The organism is Nonomuraea sp. LP-02 (genome assembly GCF_036289125.1).
In the GTDB taxonomy this organism is placed as follows: domain Bacteria; phylum Actinomycetota; class Actinomycetes; order Streptosporangiales; family Streptosporangiaceae; genus Nonomuraea; species Nonomuraea bangladeshensis.
The window spans coordinates 3,865,269-3,885,161 of record NZ_JAXCLK010000001.1; the positions used below are offsets into that span (position 1 = coordinate 3,865,269).

The 19,893-nt window shown below is 73.1% G+C and carries 19 protein-coding genes; 11 read left to right on the forward strand and 8 right to left on the reverse strand.

Going from position 1 to position 19,893, the window contains the following annotated elements; translation table 11 throughout:
• Window positions 1-100 precede the first annotated feature (100 nt).
• Window positions 101-724, reverse strand: a complete 624-nt coding sequence (locus SMD20_RS17930) for a hypothetical protein (RefSeq protein WP_329582241.1) — start codon at window positions 722-724, stop codon at window positions 101-103.
• 393 nt (window positions 725-1,117) lie between these two features.
• On the opposite strand from SMD20_RS17930, the gene SMD20_RS17935 reads away from it, so the two are divergent.
• Window positions 1,118-1,420 carry a hypothetical protein gene (locus SMD20_RS17935; protein ID WP_020545946.1) on the forward strand — a complete coding sequence of 101 codons (303 nt, stop codon included), beginning with the start codon at window positions 1,118-1,120 and terminating at the stop codon, window positions 1,418-1,420.
• Window positions 1,421-1,495: 75 nt separating this feature from the next.
• Here the strand turns inward: SMD20_RS17935 and SMD20_RS17940 are convergent, their stop codons facing one another.
• Window positions 1,496-2,161 carry a lytic polysaccharide monooxygenase auxiliary activity family 9 protein gene (locus SMD20_RS17940; protein ID WP_020545945.1) on the reverse strand — a complete coding sequence of 222 codons (666 nt, stop codon included), beginning with the start codon at window positions 2,159-2,161 and terminating at the stop codon, window positions 1,496-1,498.
• A 249-nt stretch (window positions 2,162-2,410) separates the two neighbouring features.
• Here SMD20_RS17940 and SMD20_RS17945 point away from each other — a divergent pair, with 249 nt between their 5' ends.
• The gene (locus SMD20_RS17945; protein ID WP_329592584.1) at window positions 2,411-2,971 is read left to right on the forward strand and encodes a Uma2 family endonuclease; all 561 of its coding nucleotides are present in this window, start codon (window positions 2,411-2,413) and stop codon (window positions 2,969-2,971) included.
• A gap of 55 nt (window positions 2,972-3,026) precedes the next feature.
• Here the strand turns inward: SMD20_RS17945 and SMD20_RS17950 are convergent, their stop codons facing one another.
• From SMD20_RS17950 to SMD20_RS17960, 3 genes are read right to left on the reverse strand one after another with little or no spacing between them, the layout of a single operon-like run.
• Window positions 3,027-3,743, reverse strand: coding sequence for a response regulator (locus tag SMD20_RS17950; RefSeq protein WP_329582246.1), 717 nt, complete (start codon window positions 3,741-3,743; stop codon window positions 3,027-3,029).
• Complete coding sequence (locus tag SMD20_RS17955; RefSeq protein WP_329582249.1) at window positions 3,698-4,831, reverse strand: hypothetical protein; 1,134 nt, start codon at window positions 4,829-4,831, stop codon at window positions 3,698-3,700. Before SMD20_RS17955 ends, SMD20_RS17950 begins: the two co-directional genes overlap by 46 nt.
• Window positions 4,828-5,985, reverse strand: a complete 1,158-nt coding sequence (locus SMD20_RS17960; protein ID WP_329582252.1) for a sensor histidine kinase — start codon at window positions 5,983-5,985, stop codon at window positions 4,828-4,830. The genes SMD20_RS17955 and SMD20_RS17960 overlap by 4 nt, the downstream gene beginning before the upstream one ends.
• Window positions 5,986-6,348: 363 nt before the next feature.
• Between SMD20_RS17960 and SMD20_RS17965 the strand changes: the two genes are divergently transcribed.
• The 4 genes from SMD20_RS17965 (at window position 6,349) to SMD20_RS17980 (ending at window position 10,510) form a co-directional block, all read left to right on the forward strand.
• A complete protein-coding gene (locus SMD20_RS17965) occupies window positions 6,349-7,092 on the forward strand; it encodes a SpoIIE family protein phosphatase (RefSeq protein WP_329582254.1) in 744 nt (247 codons plus the stop codon).
• A gap of 56 nt (window positions 7,093-7,148) precedes the next feature.
• Window positions 7,149-7,940 carry an SAM-dependent methyltransferase gene (locus SMD20_RS17970; RefSeq protein WP_329582257.1) on the forward strand — a complete coding sequence of 264 codons (792 nt, stop codon included), beginning with the start codon at window positions 7,149-7,151 and terminating at the stop codon, window positions 7,938-7,940.
• A 118-nt stretch (window positions 7,941-8,058) separates the two neighbouring features.
• Window positions 8,059-9,078: an Acg family FMN-binding oxidoreductase gene (locus tag SMD20_RS17975; protein ID WP_329582258.1), complete on the forward strand. Its 1,020-nt coding sequence runs from the start codon at window positions 8,059-8,061 to the stop codon at window positions 9,076-9,078.
• Complete coding sequence (locus tag SMD20_RS17980; RefSeq protein WP_329582261.1) at window positions 9,071-10,510, forward strand: nitronate monooxygenase; 1,440 nt, start codon at window positions 9,071-9,073, stop codon at window positions 10,508-10,510. The genes SMD20_RS17975 and SMD20_RS17980 overlap by 8 nt, the downstream gene beginning before the upstream one ends.
• A 21-nt stretch (window positions 10,511-10,531) precedes the next feature.
• Here the strand turns inward: SMD20_RS17980 and SMD20_RS17985 are convergent, their stop codons facing one another.
• On the reverse strand, window positions 10,532-10,990 hold the full coding sequence (locus SMD20_RS17985) for a hemerythrin domain-containing protein (protein WP_329582264.1): 459 nt from the start codon (window positions 10,988-10,990) through the stop codon (window positions 10,532-10,534).
• Window positions 10,991-11,229: 239 nt separating this feature from the next.
• Here SMD20_RS17985 and SMD20_RS17990 point away from each other — a divergent pair, with 239 nt between their 5' ends.
• From SMD20_RS17990 to SMD20_RS18000, 3 genes are all read left to right on the forward strand, one after another.
• A complete protein-coding gene (locus tag SMD20_RS17990) occupies window positions 11,230-11,928 on the forward strand; it encodes a CBS domain-containing protein (RefSeq protein WP_329582267.1) in 699 nt (232 codons plus the stop codon).
• 27 nt (window positions 11,929-11,955) lie between these two features.
• Window positions 11,956-12,972 (forward strand): endonuclease/exonuclease/phosphatase family protein, encoded by a 1,017-nt coding sequence (locus SMD20_RS17995; protein ID WP_329582269.1) that lies wholly within the window; start codon window positions 11,956-11,958, stop codon window positions 12,970-12,972.
• 82 nt (window positions 12,973-13,054) lie between these two features.
• Window positions 13,055-14,488, forward strand: coding sequence for a vanadium-dependent haloperoxidase (locus tag SMD20_RS18000; RefSeq protein ID WP_329582272.1), 1,434 nt, complete (start codon window positions 13,055-13,057; stop codon window positions 14,486-14,488).
• A 105-nt stretch (window positions 14,489-14,593) separates the two neighbouring features.
• On the opposite strand, the gene SMD20_RS18005 is transcribed toward SMD20_RS18000, so the two are convergent.
• Window positions 14,594-14,782 carry a hypothetical protein gene (locus tag SMD20_RS18005; protein ID WP_329582275.1) on the reverse strand — a complete coding sequence of 63 codons (189 nt, stop codon included), beginning with the start codon at window positions 14,780-14,782 and terminating at the stop codon, window positions 14,594-14,596.
• 308 nt (window positions 14,783-15,090) lie between these two features.
• On the opposite strand from SMD20_RS18005, the gene SMD20_RS18010 reads away from it, so the two are divergent.
• Together SMD20_RS18010 and SMD20_RS18015 are read left to right on the forward strand one after the other, a co-directional pair.
• Window positions 15,091-16,362 (forward strand): serine hydrolase domain-containing protein, encoded by a 1,272-nt coding sequence (locus tag SMD20_RS18010; protein ID WP_329582278.1) that lies wholly within the window; start codon window positions 15,091-15,093, stop codon window positions 16,360-16,362.
• A gap of 120 nt (window positions 16,363-16,482) precedes the next feature.
• Window positions 16,483-16,884 carry a hypothetical protein gene (locus SMD20_RS18015; RefSeq protein ID WP_329582280.1) on the forward strand — a complete coding sequence of 134 codons (402 nt, stop codon included), beginning with the start codon at window positions 16,483-16,485 and terminating at the stop codon, window positions 16,882-16,884.
• A 45-nt stretch (window positions 16,885-16,929) separates the two neighbouring features.
• Here SMD20_RS18015 and SMD20_RS18020 read toward each other — a convergent pair whose 3' ends face one another.
• Window positions 16,930-19,869 carry a M36 family metallopeptidase gene (locus SMD20_RS18020; RefSeq protein ID WP_329582283.1) on the reverse strand — a complete coding sequence of 980 codons (2,940 nt, stop codon included), beginning with the start codon at window positions 19,867-19,869 and terminating at the stop codon, window positions 16,930-16,932.
• Window positions 19,870-19,893 lie beyond the last annotated feature (24 nt).

Here is a 19,893-nt window from a genome sequence, read left to right on the forward strand (position 1 = left end):
TGGGACACTGAGTGCATCGGTGAGAGTAGCCGTGCCGCTACGCATCGCGTACGGCTGCGCGTAGGACGCCTCCGACTCGAGTCCCTTCTTCGGCCTTGGATCAGCGGGCGATCGACCAGGTGCCGTCCGCTTCGATGGTGGCGTAGCGGGTGCCGGCCGGGAGCATCACGCGGCCCCGGTAGTTTCCGATCTTGTTGGCGAGCAGCTTGGTGGATCGGCCGCGCGCGTCGAGCGACCACACGATGAAGTTGGACTCGCCCTGGTGCCGGAGGGTGATCGGGCGGGCGGCCCTGGTGGGCGTGGCGAGTCGCAGCACGTCCATCCCGGCGCCCTTGACATTGATCGACCAGGAGCGAGCCTTGGTGATCGGGAGGACCTGCAGCGTCCATGCGCCGTCGGCGGTCACTTCCAGGGAGCGGATTTTGCGCGTGCCGATGGCGTTGAAGGCGCGGGTGCCCTTGTAGTCTCCGACGGCGTTGGCGACGAGAGCGGCCTGCTTTCCGCTACTGTCGAGCGCCCACACGATGAAGTTGGATTCGCCTTGGTGGGTGGCCTTCACGATGCTGGGCACCGACGTGGCCGGGATGCGGACGACGTCGTCACCCTCGCCCCGGTAGGTGGCCGCCGCCGCGGTGACGGCAGGCGCGGCCTGGGCGGGCGGGGTGGCCAGGAACGCGGCGGAGAGAGCCGTCAAGACGGCCAGCGCGCGTACGTGGAGACGCATGGGGGGCTCCTGGGAAGCAGGGATACGGGAGGGGTAGGACGCGCCACGCGGAGGGCTGGTGCACGACTGCCGGGAAGTGTCACGGGATTGTCGGGCATGCTGCAAGGCATCGGTGTTCACGCTGACGGCCGGTGGACGTTCATCAGGCAGTGACCCGTCAATGGCGGGGCCAGGGTTGCCGAACCCAGCTCGATACAGGCTCCCTCCCACCCGAGTGACAGACGGGGCGCGTTGGCTCGGCTACCGTCCGGGTATGGGCAAGAGCGAGGATGACGAACCTCCGATCTGCCGAACCTGCCTCGGCGCGGGCGGCGAGTGGATGGAGCTCAACGGCAAGAAGGACCAGGAACGCAGATGGGTGCAATGCGCGACGTGCAGCGGGACCGGCCGTAGGTGACGGATCCCATCGTCTGCCCCGAGTGCGGTGGCGAACGCGGCCAGGTGCTCGGCCCGCTGTTCCTCGCGTGCCGGTTCTGCGGTGGCCGCGGCCAGGTGGGCGGATCGAATGAGCCGGCCGAACGCGGCACCATGCCGCCCCCGGCGCCGCCGCCGGCCTGGAAGCACAAGGTGTGGACGGACCCGTACGTCGCGGCTGCGCTGGGCTGCCGGGCCTGCATGGGCGCGCGGACGGTGGCGCACGTGGACGAGGAGGCCGGGACGCTGGTCACGGCGCCGTGCGGGTGCGTCGAAGAGTGAGTCGAAGAGTGAACCGCCCGGACGCCGGACGCGGCGGACCGCGCCCGGCGGGGGTCTTGCCAGGGCCGGGGAGGCTCAGCTGAACGTGACGTCGCTGCAGAAGTAGTACGTCTGGTCCATGTGCGAGGCCTTCCAGATCGTGTAGACGACGTGGCGGCCGGTGCGCGAGCCCTTGCCGATCCCGTTGATCATGTATGTGTCGCTGGGGGCGTACTTGCCGGTCTCCTTGATCAGCTCCAGGTGGTTCCAGCCGAGCGGAGTGTTCAGGGCGTTGTAGCCCTGGCGGGTGATGTAGACCCGGATGTAGTCGGCGCCGTGCCTGGCCTGGTCGGTGAGCCGGATGTTGAAGGTGCTGCTCATGGCCGCCGCCGTCCAGGCGCCGGGGGTGTCCATGGAGCGGTAGCGGCCGTCCTGGGTCCGGCCGGCGCTGCAGAGCTGCCCGTTGGGGATGGCGGCCTGATGGTTGCCGCCGACGTTGTCGCGGTAGAGGCCGTTCCAGTTCCACATGGCGTTGGTGTTGTCCTGCCACGCCTGCCAGCACATCGGGTCGAGCTGGGCCATGGCCGGGTTCTGGAAGTCGCTGCCCCAGCGCAGCCAGCAGCCGTAGTTGCGCGAGGCCGGGTCCACGACCGAGCCGTGCGCGGAGGCGGTCTCGGCCATCGGGACGACGACGATCATCGCCAGGGACATCAGCAGGGCCAGGGCGCGCAGCGCCCAGCGGTTCGGTGCGACTCGGGGCATAGTGCGGTCTCCGTGTTCCGGTCGGGGGGTTCCGGTGTCGAGGAGCGCTCCCGGCCGGACGTTATCTGACCGTCTCGCCCGCCACCAAGTGAGCACGGTTGTCAGGTTCGGGATGACCGGGGGTGAGCAGCGGAAAGGGCTTTCCAGCTAGGTGAAACTTTCACCGCCGCCAGGTCACCCAGCGTGATCAACTCGGCGAAAACGCATGTGAGCGCGGGCGAGGTCGCGGATACTGCGCACGTGACCACGATGGAGCCGATCGAGCCTGGCTGTCCCCGCGATTCCTCCTGCACAGTCCAGGATCTGCTCACCTTTCCCGACGACGGGAAGCGTTACGAGCTGTGTGACGGGAACCTGCTGGTGAGCCCGGCCTCCGCTCCTCACCATCAGCGGTTCATCAGCAATGCGCTGTTCGCCTTGGCGCAGGCCCAGCCGCCGCATCTGACGACCTTGCCGACGGTCAACCTGCGCATCAGCGACAGGGACTTCTACATCCCCGACATCGTCGTCGTGCCGCGCGAGCTCGTGGACACGGTCGGGCTCATGTTCGGCCCGGACGACCTCCTGCTCGCCGTCGAAGTGGGCAGCCCGAGCACCAGGATGCGGGACGAAGAGGTCAAGGCCCTCGGCTACGCGCAGGCGCGCGTGCCTGTCTACTGGCGGGTCGAGCCGGACGAGGGGCCCGCGCTCTACGTGTACGAGCTCGACGGCGACGCCTACGGACCGCCCGCCGTGCACAAGGCGGGGTCCGTCGCCGAGCTGAGCCGGCCCTTCCCCCTGGCTGTCGACCCCGCCGCGTTCGCCGCGTGACCTGGACCTCGGCCCTGCCGGCCCCCTCCCGCCGGAAGGACCGAGGCCAGGCGCTTCAGTGGGGTTCCTGAGAGGTGCGGGCGGCCAGCGACGTGTAGATGGTCACCTCGTCGGGCTGGATGAGGCCGTCCTGGATGGCGCAGATGAGCAGCTTCTCCTTGGTGGGGGCGGGCCGGCCGGCGGCGGCGTACTTCACGCGGGCCCGGTCGATGTACTGACGCACGGTCCGTTCCTTGATGCCCATCCGGGCCGCCACCGACGCCTTCGACATCGACTGGAACCAGAACAGCAGCGCCTCCCGCTCCTTGTCGGAGAGCTGCGGCCGATGGGGGCGCTCGTCCGTGGCGATGGCCTGGGCCATCGGGGGTGTGACGGTGGGCCGGTCGGCGGCGACCTCCATGATGGTCTCCAGGCACGACTCGCGGGTGGCGCGGCCCTTGCCGATGAAGGCCGAGGCCCCGGCGTCGAGCACGGCGCGTACCGTCTCCGGCTCCTCGTGCTCGGAGAAGACGATGACCCGCTGCCCGCTCTGGCACAGCTCGGAGACCCGGTCGAGGACCATCGTGCCGTTGAGGTTGAGGTCGAGCAGCAGCACGTCGGCCGTCACTCCCTGTACGGCCTCGATGGTGGGTCCCTGGGCGACCAGCGCGACCGGGCCCGGCGACGGCCCGAACCAGGAGCGCACCCCGTCCACCACGACCTGGTGGTCCTCCACCAGGGCCACCGTCACCGGCTCGGCACCGGGCTCCGTTGCCAGATGCTGTTGACCCATACCTCCCCTCCCTGCCGCTGATAGGTGACGACCACGCCGCTCGGCTCGCGCACGGGGGTGTGGCTGATCGGCAGGTCGTCGTTGTCGGCCACGACCGCCACGCTCACCATCGTGGACATGGCCGACACCGTTACGCGCGCCCGCGTCCGCGCGCCGTCGAGCGCCCGGACAGGGGCCCGCAGCAGGTCCTCGCGGACGCCGTCCGGCAGGCTGGGCAGGAATTCGCCGAACGGCGGCACCGTCACCATCACCTTGCGCCGTTCGGCCGCCTCGATGCGCTCGCGCAGCGCCGAGACCAGCTCGTCCGGCACGTCCTCGCGTTCGGTGATGAGCCGGCGCAGCCGCATCGCGCCGGCCGTACAGTCGTCGCGCACCCGGGGGTCGCCGGGGTCGGCGCCGTCGGCGAGCTGCTGCAGCAGCTCCTCGGCGACGTCGCGGATGGCGGCGTACCTGCGCAGCCGGTCGGTGTGGATGCGCTGGGCCGACTCGCGCAGGGCGTCGTCGGCGGCGAGCCGGCGGGCCAGCACGACCGCGTCCTCGGCGCGGGCGCGCAGCAGGTGGCAGCCCCACGTGTAGCCGAGCTGCATGGTGATGCCGCCGACGATGACGACCAGATACTTGGAGACGGCGACGCGGTCGAGGGTGCCGGTGACGGCCATGGCGGCGAGCATGATGGCGGCGTTGCCGGCGAGGAAGGCGATCAGCTCGCCGCGCCAGCCCGGCCGCCCCCACACCAGCATGACGCCGATCCAGCCGACCGAGCCCCACGCCCAGTCGCTGATGCCGAGCAGTTCGTGGAGTGGCAGCGCGGCGATCACCGCGACGTCCAGGGCGAGGGTGGCGACGGCCAGCTCGCGGATCCTGGACGGGCCGCGCGCGTCGCGGGCCAGCGAGCGCAGGGCGACGGCGAAGAGGGCGGTGTAGGCGAGCCAGGCGGCGAGGTTCAGCCAGGGCAGGCGGAAGGACTGCCAGCCGGTGAGCGAGACGGTCAGGTCGTAGCCGAGGTGCCAGACGGCCGCGATGACGGCCGCGCCGAGCGCGGTGTAGCGGGCGTAGCGCTGGGCTACCTGCTCGATCTCCTCGGTCATGGCCGCCACCACAGGCTGACGCGGGTGCCCTGGGCGCTGGAGGAGATGCGGGCGCCGCCGTTGGGCAGCGAGCGCATCATGTCGAGGATGGAGCCGCGCACGCCGAACCGGTCGGGCGGCAGCCGGTCCTGGTCGAAGCCGCGCCCGCTGTCGGCGACCTCCACGACGATCTCGCCGCCGCCGCGCCGGGTGGAGACGACCTCGGCCTCGTGTACGCCGGCGTGCAGGGCGACGTTGGCCAGGGCCTCGGTGACGGCGCGGGCGAAACGTTCGGCGACGTCGCCGGGCACGGTCTCGGCGACGAGGCTGGTCCGTACGTCCAGCCCGTCGATGCGCCCGGCGACCTCGTCGAGGAGGGCGTCGAGCGCGATCGGCGCGGTGTCGCCGCCGGGGGTGTCGCGCAGCTTCTCCAGGGCCGCGAGGTCGGTACGGACCTGCGCGGCCAGCGTCGGCGTGGGTCGGTCGTAGGTGCCGAGGCCGACCATGCCCAGCGTGTGCAGCGCGGTCTCGTGGATGCTGCCGACCTGCTTGAGCTGGTCCTCGCGGCGCAGCCGTTCGACCATGAGCGCGATCTCGGCGCGTACGCTGCGCTCCAGGAAGGCGTCGGTCTCGGCGGACGAGCGGCGCAGCAGCGTCATCAGCATGACGATGGCGAGCAGTTGCACGAGGTGGATGCCCGTGGGCACGACGACGTCCTGGGCGGCGGAGGCGAGGCGCACGCCGGCCGCGAACGCCCCGGCGACGGCGAGGCCGACCGGCACGGCGAGTGCGGGCCGCCAGGAGATGCCGGCGAGGATGATCGTCATCGTGACCAGCCCGGACACCCAGCTCGCCCCGCTGGCCAGGGACTCCTCGGCGACCAGGAAACGCTGGGCGAGGCAGAGCGCGAGCGTGACGGCCACATCAGCGGCCACCAGCCGGCGCGGCACCAGCTCCGTACGCCACCACACCCGCGCGTAGCCCGCCGTGAGGGCGAGATGGAGCGCCAGCAGCGGCACCAGCCAGGAGAGTGAGACCGGTGGGACGGCGCCGAAGGAGGCCGCGACCACCGCCACCGCGCCCACCGCGCTGCGCGCGCCCGCGGCCGTTCTGGCGGTGGCCTTCTCCAACTGCCGGGTCGCGGAGTCGTACCTCGTGGAGCGGGGGTGAGACATGGGCCGTCCGCACACGATGGGAGCACAAGACGGGTCTCACGATAACGCAGTTCAAGGTGGGCAAAAAGGATACGGAACGGGTTCTTCCGGATGGCCGGCAAGGCACATCCCCGGCCGTCGCGGTGTTCGGGGTCATGGGTCGCATAACTGTTTTTCCTCGGGCCGGCGCGATGCGGTGTGCACCGCCCCTCCACACCCTGCTCCGGGCCGCTTTTCCCGGCATGACGGTCGAACAGCCGTCATGCCGACATGTGCCGTTATAGGCCGTCATAACGCTACGACGGCCGATCGGCCGTCAGTCGTCCGGTGTGGCAGGAGCGTCTACTTGCGGGTGCCGCGACTGACGCGGCGGGAGGGGACCTCATGACGTTCTTCGTGATCTCGATACTGATCGGGTGCCTGTCGGTGATGAACGTGCAGGGCAGGCGCGGGAAGTGGCCGCCGGGCATGCCGGTGACCAGGCCGCGGCTGGTGGCGGTGGGAGGCACGTTCGAGGGTTCGCGCGGGCGGCCGTCGGACGCGTACGTCATCCAGGAGCGGCTGGTCGCGACGGCCGACGGCGGGACCGGGTCGGAGGCGGGCCACATGGCCGCCGCCCTGGCGCTGGCGGCCGTGATCGCGGGGCGTCCGCAGCACGGGGGCCAGCGTGAGCAGGACCTGGACGACCACGTCCAGGCCGCGCATCGCGCGGTGCGCGGCGCCGCGTCACGCGACCCGGCCATGACGGATCTGGCCGGCGGCCTGGACCTGATCGTGCTGGACGGCGGGGAGAGCCCGCGCCTGCGCTTCGCCCACGTCGGCAACGGCGCGATCTGGCACTGCCCGCGCGGCGGGACGCCCGCGCCGCTCACGACGCCGCTCACCACGCCGCACTCCTTCGACGACGCCTTGACCCCCGAGGTCGGCGCCGTGGCGGTGCGGCCGGGCGACCGGGTGGTGATGATGTCGGACGGCGTCGTGCAGGCGCTCGGCGTCAAGCGTGTCACGGAGCTGCTGACCGGCAGCGCCTCGCCCGTCTCGTGCCTGGACCGGCTCTACGACGAGCTCGCCGCGGTCGAGCCGAAGGAGGACGCGACGGTGGTCATCGCCGACTTCGTCACGGTATGAGGGCGTCTGCCCGGAGTAGCCGTGCCGGGCGAGCTTCGTGATCTAGGATCTCCGGCATGAGCGCACCACCAGGCATCAACCCCAACATCCCGCACTCGGCCCGCGTCTACGACTACTGGCTGGGCGGCAAGGACAACTTCGAGGCCGACCGCCGGGTGGCGGAGGCCACGATGGCGGCGGTGCCGGGCGTGCGCGAGAGCGCCAGGAACAACCGGGCCTTCCTCGGCCGCGCGGTGCGCCACCTGACGCGGCTGGGCGTGCGGCAGTTCCTCGACCTGGGGACGGGCATCCCGAGCCAGGGCAACACCCACGAGGTCGCCCAGGCGGAGGCGCCGGAGTCGCGGGTGGTCTACGTCGACAACGACCCGATCGTGATGACCCACGCCAGGGCGCTGCTGACCAGCACGGAGGAGGGGCGGACCGCCTACCTGGAGGCGGACGTGCGCGATCCCGCCGCCGTCCTGGAACACCCCGAGGTGCGCGAGATCATCGACTTCTCGCAGCCGGTCGCGCTCATGATGGTCGCCATCCTCATGCACATCTCCGACGCCGACGACCCGGCCGGGCTGGTCAAGGCGTACGCCGACGCCCTCCCCACGGGCGGCTACCTCGTGCTCAGCCATCTCACGCTCGACCTCGTGCCGCCGCCGATGGCCGAGAACTACCTGGCCGCCACCTCGCACCAGGCCATGCACCGCACCCCGCGCACCGGCGAGCAGATCGCCCGCTACTTCGACGGGTTCGACCTGGTGGAGCCGGGCCTCGTCGCGGTCTCCCGGTGGCACGACACCCCGCTCTTCCCCGACGAGCCCGCCTGGATGTACGGCGGCGTCGGCCGTAAGCGCTGATCCGCCGCTAATTGGTCCAAGGGACCCGATACGAGGGACTTTGGTCCCTGCCGCCGCCCGGCCAGGCGCGGGATGGTGATCCCATGTCCGCTGTTACCGCTGCGCCGGGGGTGCCCCGGTGACCGATCCCGGCACCGGCGGCCGCCGCACGCAGGCCGCCACTCTGGAGCCGCCGTTCGCGTCCGCCGCCGACGTGTGCGCGGTCGTGGGCGCCGCCGCCGCCGCGCCGTCCGTGCACAACACCCAGCCGTGGCGCTTCCACCGCGCCGACGACGCCACCCTGGAGCTGTACGCCGACCTCGACCGGCTGCTGACCGTCACCGACCCGATGGGGCGCGGGCTCGGTCTGAGCTGCGGGGCCGCGCTGTACAACCTGCGGCTCGCGGTGCGGGTCACCGGGCACGACGCCCGTGTCCGGATCCTGCCCGACCCGGCCGGCCGCCCCGACCTGCTGGCCACCGTGCACGCCGTGCCCGGCGAGCCGCCCACGGCGGACGAGCTGCTGCTGCACGACATGATCCCGCACCGGCGCACCAACCGCTTCCCCTTCGACGACCGGCCGGTGCCGCGGGAGATCGTCGTCGGCCTGGTGCACGCGGCGCACGCCGAGTCCGCGACGCTGGTGCCGGTCTCGGGGCGTACCGCGCGGCGGGTGCTGGAGCTGATCGCCATGGCGGACGACACGCTGGCGGACGATCCGGCGTACCGGGACGAGCTGGCCCACTGGACCGGGCCGGACACGCGGGCCGACGGGGTGCCCGAGCACGCCGCAGGCCCCCGGCCGCGTGACGGCCGGCTGCCGATGCGCGACTTCGGCCGGCGCGTCGGGACCGCGGAGTTCGAGCCGGAGCCGCAGCTCGCGGCCCTGTTCACGCGCGGCGACGGGCCGCGCGACTGGCTGCGCGCCGGGCAGGCGCTCCAGCGGGTGCTGCTCACGGCGACCGCGCGCGGGGTGGCGGCGTCGCTGTTCAGCCAGCCGCTTGACCTGCGCCCGCCGCAGCACCGCGGCGACCGGACGGGCGGCCCGTTCGGGCACGTGCAGATGCTGATCAGGCTGGGCTACGGCCCGCCGGTCCCGCGCGTGCCCCGGCGTCCCGTGGCGGAGGTCCTGGACGGCCGGGAGGCACGCCGTGCCTGACCCGCGGCTCTTTCCCGGGCTGCCGGCGCTGATCCAGGGCGGGATGGGGGTCGGCGTGTCCGGATGGCGGCTGGCCCGCGCCGTGGCCGCGACCGGGCAGCTCGGCGTGGTGTCCGGCACCGCGCTGGACGTCACCCTCGCCCGGCGGCTGCAACGCGGCGACCCCGGCGGCCACCTGCGCCGCGCCCTCGCCTGCTTCCCGGTGCCCGAGGTCGCCGAGCGCGTGCTCGCCCGCTACTTCGTGCCGGGCGGCACGGGCGACGGGGTGCCGTACCGGCCGGTGCCGCGGCTCGGCCTGCGCGGCAACAGGACGCGTGACGAGCTCGCCGTGGTGGCCAACTTCGCCGAGGTCTTCCTGGCCAAGGAGGGCCACGACGGGCCCGTGGGCGTGAACTACCTGGAGAAGATCCAGCTCGCCACCCCCGCCGCCGCCTACGGCGCGCTGCTGGCCGGGGTGGACTACGTGCTGGTGGGCGCCGGCATCCCGGCCGAGATCCCGCGCCTGCTCGACGACCTGGCCGAGCACCGCCCGGCGCGGATCTCCATCGCCGTGGCCGGCGAGGGCGGCGCGCACACCGCCGGGCTCGACCCGGTCGCGCTGCTGGGCCGCCGCCTGACGCCGCTCGCCCGGCCCCGGCTGCTGGCGATCGTGTCGTCGCACGTGCTGGCCGCGTACCTGGCCCGCTCCCCCGCGACCCGGCCGGACGGGTTCGTCGTCGAGACGCCGGTGGCCGGCGGCCACAGCGCGCCGCCGCGCGGCCGGATGACGCTCGACGAGGCCGGCGAGCCCGTGTACGGCCCGCGCGACGCGCCCGACCTGGCCAAGGTGGCCGCGCTGGGGCTGCCGTTCTGGCTGGCCGGCGGGTACGGCACGCCCGGCGGCCTGGAGCGGGCCTGGGCGGCGGGCGCGGCCGGCGTCCAGGTGGGCTCGGCGTTCGCGCTGTGCCGGGAGTCGGGGCTCGATCCGCGGCTGCGGCGCAGGCTGCGCGAGCGGGCCGCGGCCGGCACGCTCCAGGTGCGCAACGACCCGCTGGCCTCGCCCACCGGGTTCCCGTTCAAGGTGGCCGAGGTGCCGGGCACGCTGTCGGACCCCGACGTGTACGACTCCCGTCCCCGGCTGTGCGACCTCGGCTACCTGCGGACGCCGTACGAGCGGGCGGACGGCTCGCTCGGCTACCGCTGCCCGGCCGAGCCGGTGGACGTCTACGTCCGCAAGGGCCGGCCCGCGGAGGAGGCGGAGGGGCGGCGCTGCCTGTGCAACGGGCTGCTGGCCGCCATCGGGCTCGGCCAGCACCGCGCGGACGGCTACGCCGAGCCCGCGCTGCTCACCCTCGGCCAGGACGCGGGGTTCCTCGACGGCCTGCCCGAGGAGCACTCGGCCGCCGACGTGGTGGCCCACATCCTGCTCCAGGCCCACGTGCAGCGCAGGTGAAGCCGCCGGCCCGGCGGTGGCTCACGTTCCGGATCCCGCCGCGTGCTCCGTGGTGATCGGCGTGATGCGGTCCCACGTGGACAGCGGCAGCATGATGACGGAGGCCGGGAACAGCCCGTGCTCCTCGTGGTCGATGTGCTGGACCAGCAGGTCCAGCGCGGCCAGCACGGCGGCCCAGTCGGGCGCGGCCCGGTCCACGGCGGCGAGCACGCCGTGGATGGCCCCGTGCTCGGCGCACAGGCGCTCGACCTCGGCGGCCAGCGTGCCCTCGGCGCGCAGCTCGGCGAACAGGCCGTCCTCCTCGGTGGCGGTGTGCGGGAGCAGCCGGGCGAGCAGTTCGTCCAGGAAGGCGACGGCCTCGGCCTGCCGTCCGGCGCGGACAGCCCTGCGCAGCTCGCCGGCGCATTCCTGGATGTCCCAGTGCTCCTGGGACAGACGGCCGATGAGCGGGAACTCCCGGCAGCCGCAGTAGTTGCACATGTCCTGTCCTTCCTGCGACGACGACGTCACCTCTCCGTGCTTCGAGCCTGCCGGACCGGCGGCCGGCCGGGCAGGGCCGAAGGTCCCCTGCCCGAGGCCGCCCGTCCTAAGTCCCGCCCGGTCACAAGCCCGGCCGGCAGGGCGAACGCCCTGGACCAACGCTCCGCACCGGAGGACTTCCGGCCCTGGGGGCGGGGCGGCCCGGCGCGGTCCCATGGCAGGGGAGAAAGGAGCGGATCATGATGCGGATCAGCGTGCGGGACGTCATGACCACCCGGGTGGCCGCGGCCGAGGCGGGGACGCCGTTCAAGGACCTCGCCGCGCTGCTGGTGAGCCGCGGGGTCAGCGCCCTGCCGGTGCTGGACGGGGAGCGGCGGGTGATCGGCGTCGTCTCCGAGGCGGACCTGCTGCGCAAGGAGGAGTTCCGGGAGCTGTACCGGGGAGAGGGCTACCGGCCGCGGCTGCGGGCCCGGCTGCGCCGGCTGCTGGCCGGGCGCGGCGAGGACGGGCGGCGCAAGGCGGCGGGCGCGACGGCGGCCGAGCTGATGTCGTCGCCGCCGGTCACGGTCGCGCCGGAGATCTCCACGGTGACGGCCGCGCAGCTCATGGACGCGCGCGGGGTCAGGCGGCTGGTGGTGGTGGACGAGGAGGGGCGGCTGCTGGGCATGGTGAGCCGGCGGGACCTGCTGAAGGCGTACACGCGGGACGACGCCGAGCTCAAGCGCTGGGTCGAGGACGCCATCCCCGAGCGGTGGACCGACCGGCGCGGCATCATGGTCGAGGTGCGGGACGGCATCGTGACGCTGTCCGGCCGCACCGCGACCCGCACCGAGGCGACGGCCGCCGTGCACCTCGCCAGAGGGCTCGGCGGGGTCGTGGACGTGCGCCCGGCCCTCGCCTGGCGCCGGAAGGGACACGGGAGCTCGTCCGTTCGTTGATCCGTCTAAGGTTCAAGCTGTGATCGCATGCGGGAACGGGACGGCGGAGTGAGCACGACGGTCGGAGCCGGGCGGAAGACACGGACGGAGCGGGCGGAGCGGCCGAAGCGGCGGCGGCGCAGGCGGTGGATGTCCTGGACGTTCGTCACACTGCTCGCCTTCTGGGCCCTGATCAGGGCCGGCGAGCTGGAGATGGGGTCGTTCCTGACCCAGTTGATGACCGTGACGCCCTACGGCGCGGCGCTCGCGGCGCTGACCGCGCTGCTGCTGGCCCGCCGCAACCGCCCGGCGGCGCTGGTCGCGGCCACGGCATGCGTGGTGCTGGCCGCCTGCGTCGCGCCGCGGCTGACCGCCGAGGAGCAGCCGCCCGCGTCCGGCCCGCTGCTGCGGGTGCTGACGGTCAACCTGTTCGGCAGGGCCGACGCCGCGACCGTGGTCGATCTGGTGCGCCGCGAGGCCGTGGACGTCTTCACGGCGCTGGAGCTGACCCCGGAGGAGGCCGAGCGGCTGGACGCGGCCGGGCTGGCGCAGCTGCTGCCGTACCGGGTGCTGCAGGAGGCGCCGGGCGCGATCGGCAGCGGCATCTACGCCCGGCGTCCGCTGACCGAGCTGCCCGACCTGTTCACGCCGATCGGCCACCACATGCCCGCCGCCGCACTGACCCTGCCGGGCGGGGCCGCGGTCGAGATCGTCGCCGTGCACCCCGACCCGCCGCTCGGGCGCAAGGAGGAGGGGTGGAACGCCGCGCTGAAGGCGCTGCCGCCGCCCGCCGCGACGGGCGCGATGCGGGTGCTGGCGGGCGACTTCAACGCGAGCATCGACCACCGGGCCTTCCGCGAGCTGCTGGAGCGCGGCTACGTCGACGCCGCCGCGCAGGTGGGCAAGGGCCTGGTGCCGACCTGGCCGAACTTCCGGCCGGTACCGCCGATCATCGCCATCGACCACGTGCTCGCCGACGAGCGGATGGCGGTGCGCCGGGTCGAGATCGTGGACGTGCCCGGCACCGACCACCGCGGCGTGCTCGCCGAGCTCCGGCTGCCTTGATGTCACCTTCCGGCTAGTTTCGAAAGCCCGTTCGATTCTGGCATCGTCCCTCGGGGGCTCAACCGACCGAGGGGACACATCCATGCACTTACGAAACATCCGCCCGGCCACCACACTGCTGGGCGCACTGCTGGCCGTGCTGCTCACGCTCGCCCTCACCGCCGTCCCGGCGCGGGCGGGCGGGCCGACCCTGGTGGTGCGGTGGAACCAGGCGCTGCTGTCGGCCGTGCGCGGCGGCACGCTCGGGCCGCCCATGGTGTCGAGGGCGCTGGCCATCGCCCACACCTGCGCCTACGACGCGTGGGCGGCCTACGACGCGGTGGCCGTCGGCACCCGGCTCGGCGGCACGCTGCGCCGGCCGCCCGCCGAGCGCACCGAGGCGAACAAGGCCGAGGCCATCAGCTACGCCGTCCACCTGGCGGCCACCGACCTCTATCCGGGGCAGCGGGCGACGTTCGACGCCCTGATGGCCGAGCTCGGCCACGACCCGGCCGCCCCGAACAGCCAGGCTGCGCGGACGGGCCTCGCCGCCTGCCAGGCCGTGCTCGACCACCGCCACGCCGACGGCTCCAACCAGCTCGGCGGGTACGCCGACACCACCGGCTACGCGCCGGTCAACGCCCCCGTGGTCGTCGCCGAGCCGCTGACCACGCTGGCGCAGCCGGGCCGATGGGCGCCGCTCACCTACCGCAACGCGGCGGGCGCGCTGGTCACGCCGCCGTTCCTGGTCCCGCACTGGGGGCGGGTTGCCTCCTTCAGCGGGTCGGCGCGGACGCTGGCCGACGCCGTTCCCGCGCCGGCGCCGTACGGGTCGGCCGGCTGGCGGGCGCAGGCCGCCGAGATCGTGGCGACGACGGCCGCCCTCGACGACCGGAGCAAGTCGATCGCCGACTACTGGTCCGACGGGCCCGCCAGCGAGACGCCGCCCGGTCACTGGTGCCTGTTCGCGCAGCAGGTCTCGGCGCGCGACCGGCACGGGCTCGACCAGGACGTGAAGCTGTTCTTCGCGCTGGCCAACGCCGGCATGGACGCCGGGATCGCCGCATGGGAGGTCAAGCGCGACCACGACAGCGGACGGCCGATCACCGCGATCCGCGACCAGTACCGCGGGCAGCGGATCCCGACGTGGGGCGGGCGGAGCGTGGACGGGGCGCTGTGGGTGCCGTACCAGCCGGCGACGTTCCCGACGCCGCCGTTCGGCGAGTACGTCTCGGGCCACAGCACGTTCAGCGCGGCGGCGGCCGAGGTGCTGCGGCGCTTCACCGGCAGCGACGTCTTCGGCGGGCAGGCCGTCGTCGCGGCCGGGTCGTCGAAGGTGGAGCCCGGGGTGACGCCGGCGCGGGACGTGACGCTGCGGTGGCGCACCTACAGTGAGGCCGCCGAGCAGGCGGGGCTCTCGCGCCGCTACGGCGGCATCCACTTCAGGGCGGGCGACCAGGAGGGCCGGGCGCTCGGCCGCGCGGTCGGCGGCGCGGCCTGGGAGCGCGCCGCCGCGTACTGGACGGGCCGCGGCTGACCGGTCGCTTGCCGGACGGGTCGCGGCCCGCCCCCGCCACATGGACGGCGCCCGTCCCCCGCGCGTGGGGACGGGCGCCTTTCGGAAGGCCAGGAGAGTGGCTGGTCAGGCCACGTTCTCCTTGGCCAAGCGCTCCAGCGTCCCGAGATCGAACGCGGCTGACTTGACCGCCGTGGTGAACGCCTCCCAGTCCCGCCGGGGCACCTCGAACACCAGCTCGGGGTGGTCGGCGTGGACGAGCTCCACGTGGTCGTTGATCCGCTTGGCCGCGACGCGGCCGGCGTCCTGAGTCATGCCGCATTCCTTCCTTCGTGAGCACTGCCCTTCGTGAGCACTGCGGAGGAATCCGCCCCGGCCACCCGTTCGCAGGCCGGCCGGGGCGGTGGCAGCAGCGTCCCATCCCCGGCCAGGACTCGGCCACCCGCTCCTCGCGCACCCAGGGTGACAAATTCACCACTCGGAGTTCGTTGTGTTCCTCTCCGGAGCAAGAAAGCGCCCGCGCGGTGACGGCCGATGTCATCGCCGGGGCATGATCCCTGTCATACCGAGCCGGTGACATCGCCGACTTATCCGCGCGCCCCTCTCCCCCGCATGCTGAAGCCATGACTTCTCGCCGACTCCCCACGAGCGCCCCGCGCGCGGCCCTGGCCGCCGCGATGGGCGCGCTGCTCGCGGCAGGCACCCTGGCCGGACCGGCGCACGCGGCCGACGGGCCGGACCGGCAGGCGCTCGGGCAGACGCTGGACGCGGTCACCGCGGCCGGCATGTACGGCATCTACTCGCAGGTCCGCGACGGCGGCTGGACGTGGAAGGGCGCGTCCGGCGTGGCCGACGCCGGCACCGGCCGCCCGGTCCGGCCCGACATGGTGCACCGGATCGGCAGCATCACCAAGACGTTCGTGTCGGTGGCGATCCTGCAGCAGGTCGAGCGGGGCACGATAGAGCTGGACGCACCGGTGGGCCGCTACCTGCCCGACCTCGTCCCCGGCGAGCGCGGCCACCGGATCACGGTGCGGATGCTGCTCAACCACACCAGCCACATCGCCGACTACATCGTGCCGGCGTTCCCCTCGCTGCTGGAGGGCTCGGTCAAGAGCCTGGAGGACAACCGCTTCCGCCGCGTCGCGCCCAAGGAACTGGTCAAGATGGGCCTCGCCGGCACGCCGACCGGGGAGCCGGGGGCGACGCCGGGGTCGTACTCGAACACCAACTACGTGCTCGCCGGCCTGCTGCTGGAGAAGGTGACCCGCACCGACGCCGCCGACCACATCACCCGGCACGTGATCAGGAAGGCGGGCCTGCGGCACACGTCGTTCCCGCGCACGCCGCACATCCCGGGGCCGCACTCCGGCGCGTACGAGTCGTGGTACGGCTTCTTCGACCCGCCGCGCGACTTCAGCGTCTACGAGATGTCGTGGGCGGGCACGGCCGGGGCGATCACCTCCACCATGGACGACCTCAACCGGTTCTACCGGGCGCTGCTGCGCGGCGAGCTGCTGGGGCCGGCGCAGCTCGCCGAGATGCGCAGGACGGTGCCGGTGCGGGCGGGCGGCGGCGTCGTCGACTACGGCCTCGGCATCTACGCCCTCGACCTGCCCTGCGGCCGGTTCTGGGGGCACGACGGCGGCGTGTTCGGCATGGCCACGCAGTCGCTGTCCAGCGAGGACGGCGAACGGCAGATCTCGTACGGCGTCAACCGCACGAAGTACCAGCAGATCGACGAGGGCGGCATCGTGCCGCACGAGATCGACATCGCCCAGGTCAGGCACCTGCTGGTGGCGCTCTGCGGGACGGACGCCCCCACGGCGAGGACGGCCTCCGGGACGCCGTTCCTGCCGTTCCCCGCCGACCGGGGGGCGCCGGTCCGGCCGTGACGAGTGTGTCGTGGGTCACTGCCGTCGTGTGGATTCCTGCACAGAAGATCTTCCGCTATCTCCGTAATGTCCGTGCTGCCGGACAGCACCCGGCAGCACCGACACGGGGAGGAACCCACAATGCGCAAGACCCTCGCCATGGCGACCATCGCCGGATCGATGGCCCTGACCGGCCTCGCCGTCGCCCCCGCCGCCCAGGCGACCACCTCTACGACCGCGAGCGCCCACGTCACCACCTGGGGCAAGTTCTTCTCCAGCGACCACAAGGCGTACACCTTCGGCAAGACCTGGAAGCAGCACGGCAAGGTCTACACGAAGTGGTACGGAGTGGACAAGCGCGGCGGCAAGAAGGGCTGGGTCTGGTTCGAGTACTACAAGAACGGCTCCTGGCACCGCTTCAACCACTCCTTCGACGGCAAGGTGGCCGGCGCCTGGAACGGCCGCGGGATCAAGAAGATCTACACGTTCACCTGCTGGGCCGGCAAGTTCGACAACTGCGGCAAGAAGTACCGCATCTACTGATGAACCGACCAGAGGCCCGGCGAACGCCGGGCCTCTGTCCGTTCGTCAGTGCGTGAACGCCTGGAACTCGGCCGCCCGCACCTGCTCCCGCTGCGGGCTGGCCGTGGCGCAGTCCGTCGCGGAGGTCGGGTCGGCGTCCTGCTCCCCCGCGTACAGCGGGTTGCCGGTGCACTGGGTGCTGACCACGCGCAGCATCAGGTGCGTGGCCTTGGCCGGGCGCACGTCGAACGACTTGATCAGCAGGTCCGAGCCGCGCGGGCGCGGCAGCGCGGTGGCGAACGCGTCCTTCTGGCTGGTGTGGATCCTGGTGAAGTTCGCCGGGTCGGCGCAGTTCGCGCTGCAGGCCAGCACCTCGAAGGCGCGCAGGGCGGAGAAGCGGTTCTGCCCGCCCGGGTCGGCCGGGTCGGCCACCGCGGGCCGGAGCATGGCGCTCACCTGGACCCGGCGGACCGTGACGGGCGCGTCGCCCGCGAGGTCCACGACCACCGACTTGCCGGCCGGCGCGCCGGAGAGCGAGGCCCAGTTCGTGGCCTCGGTCTCGTCGATGAGCTTGGCCTGGTTGACGCCGTCGCCGCTCGCCGTCGCGCCGCTCGCCGCCGCGGCGAGGTTGCGGGTCAGCGGCAGGGCCAGCGGCAGCGTCACGCCCGGCAGCACCGCGAACGTGAGCCGCCGGTGCCCGAACCCGTTGCCGGCGACCACGAAGTCGTAGACGCCCGGCGTCATCTCCACGGTGTCGCCGAGCGGGGTGGCCGGGTCGGTGTCGGCGACCGGGACCGCGCGGGCCTCGTAGTCGCCGGCGTACAGGCGCAGCGCCGCGTCCTTCGCCTCGCCGAGCGGCTTCAGCCGCAGCGAGCCGTTCTTGCCCGCCGGGTTGACGAAGCTCGGCGTCGCCTCGCCGTCGTTCGGGCCGGTGCTGGCGGCGTCACGGCCCAGGCCGTGCTCGGCGAACGCGCGCCACATGATGTCCTGGTTCGCGCCGCCGAAGCGGATCGCGTCGGCGGCGAGCAGGGCGTCGCGATGATCGACGTACGTGACCGCGCCCGAGGCCATCAGCAGCAGCGCGTCGAAGGAGAGCTGCGCCCAGCGGCGGTTGCCGGGGCAGCGCTCGACCGGCGTGCGGCCGTCGGCGCAGGAGCGCTGGAGCTTGTCCGTGCCGGAGCCGTAGCGCTTGACGAAGGCCGCGCGCACGTCGAACTGGGTGGCCGTCCAGATCTCGCCGTCGGCGTGGACCTGCTGGCCCACCAGGTCGTAGTTGAGGTCGCTGTAGTTGAGCGGCGACTTCGACATGTCGTAGTTGCGGATGCCGCGCTGCTTGTCGCCGGTGACGTAGCCGCCGGTCACGTACGGGGTCGCGCCCGCCGGGCGGAAGCCGTACTCGTAGAGGTACTCCATGGCGAACAGGTCGGAGGTGCTCTCGTTCATGGCGCCCGCCTGGGCCCCGCTCCAGCCGGCGTTCGGGCCGCCGATCATGCGGCCGGAGATGGCGTGCGAGTACTCGTGGGCGATGACCGACATGTCGTAGTCGCCGTCGACGCAGGGCGCGTAGAAGGAGCCGGCGATCGGCTGCCACAGGTACATGTTCGTGATCGGCGCGGTGCCGTCCGGCCCGGTGATCTGGTTGGCGTTGTCGCGTACGGACGCCACCCGCGCCCCCGCCTGGGCGTTGCCCTGCTCGGGGTCGCCGCCGAGGCCGCCGCGCCCGCCGTTGTCGGCCTGCATGTTCCAGGCGGACTCGGTGAAGCCGAGCCGGTAGGACCAGTCGTGCATGCGGTTGTGCATGGCGTTGAGGTTGGCGATGGCCGCCTCCAGGTCGGCCTCGCCGGGCTGGTCGAGCGCGGCCGGGTCGCACTTGGCGGTGTACCAGGAGTTGCGCCACGGGTAGACGTAGTTCCGGCTCGGGGTGAGCACGTTGGCGCGGGTGCCGACGGTGAACGGGTCGCCGCTGGCGCGGTTCTCGTAGGTGCGGGCGGCGTTGCCGAGGCTCGTGTTGGTCGGCTCGCCGGTGGCGTGGTCCACGTCCCATGCCTTGCCGGTCGCCGCGTCGCCGCCGGTGACGTAGTCACAGCCGGGGCCGGCGGTGTGGCACCAGGTCTGGCGGGTGTCGGCGGAGGAGTAGTCGCCGCGCGGGGTGGCAGGGAACACCGCCTGCTTCGGGTTCTCGGGGTCGAAGTGGTCGACCAGGTTCTCGCGGGTGAGTATCGCGCCGCTGACCGCGTCCACGTGCGTCGTGTACGCCGCGGGCTCGCCGTCCGCGCCGCCGATCAGCACGACCTGGTAGGCCCGGTGCACGCCGTCCGGCGCGGGCACCGCCACCGCCGTGACCTTCTGGGTGACGGCCGTGGCGAGGTCGATGCCGCCGTCCCTGGCCGCGATCTCCAGCGCCTGCCGCTCGCCGATCGCGGCGGCCGGGGGCTCCTGCGTGGCGCGCGACAGCGAGGAGGTGACGGACCGGACGGCGCCGTTCACCACGCCGACGGCGACCAGGCCGTCCACCCCCGCCGGCAGGCCGCCGAAGCGCTGCCGGAGCAGGACGGCTGCGCCGTCGCCGATGGGGTTGACCGCGACCTTCTCCAGCGCGTCCACGGCCTCGGCGGACAGGCCGAAGACGCTCTCGTTCGCCTTCAGGTAGGCGCGGGCGGCCTGCTCGGGATCGGCGCCGAGGCCCTCGGCGAGGGGCTTCGCGCTGAAGACGGCGGCCGGGGTGCCGAGGTTGTTCCAGCGGATCTCGGCGGCGGGGCCGGCCCTGCGGGCGGTCGCGCCGGCCGGCGGCTCGACCCTGCCCTGACGGTTGTCCACGTCGGGCTTGGCGTGCTGCTCGGCCTGGAAGTCGTGAACGGGAGCCCGCCCGCCGGGTTCGCCCCGGGCCGGTCCCACGGGTGACAGTGCGGCCGCGACGAGCGCGGCGGCGAGGAGGGTGCTGCTGCGTAACCAGGACTTCGACGACACGTTGGTCCTCTCTGGCTGCCGGAAGGGCGCGCGGATCACGCGCGCCCTCCGCAAGAGGTAACA